This window comes from Streptomyces sp. PT12 (assembly GCF_003311645.1).
Taxonomy (GTDB): Bacteria; Actinomycetota; Actinomycetes; order Streptomycetales; family Streptomycetaceae; genus Streptomyces.
In genome coordinates, this window is the sequence record NZ_QEST01000064.1 from 1 (window position 1) to 392 (window position 392).

Consider the following 392-nt stretch of genomic DNA (forward strand, 5'->3'; position numbering starts at 1 on the left):
GGGTGATACAGCCGCTCGACATCCCAACCACGGTCCGTCGGAAAGCCGGTGATGGCGTCGGCCTCGTCCGCGACGAGCCGCCACAGGTCCTCCGGCGAGGCCACACCACCAGGGAAGCGGCACGCCATCCCCACAATCGCGATCGGCTCATCGTCCACGGTGGCCACCGGGGCGGCGTTCGCGAACTCCTCGGCGGCGCCAAAGAGTTGCTGAAGCAGATGGTCGACGAGCACCAGGGCCGTCGGATAGTCGAAGACAAGGGTCGCGGGCAGGCGCAGGCCGGTCGCCGCGTTGAGGCGGTTCCGCAGCTCCAGCGCGCTCAACGAGTCAAAGCCCAGGTCGGTAAAGGCCCGTTCGGGATCCACATCGGCCGGGCCCGCATGCCCGAGGAC

Annotated in this window: 1 protein-coding gene; it reads right to left on the reverse strand. The window is 68.9% G+C overall.

The genetic code is table 11. From position 1 onward, the window contains the following. A partial coding sequence (locus DEH69_RS05460; protein WP_147255438.1) for an acyl carrier protein occupies nt 1–392 on the reverse strand: 392 nt, incomplete at both ends.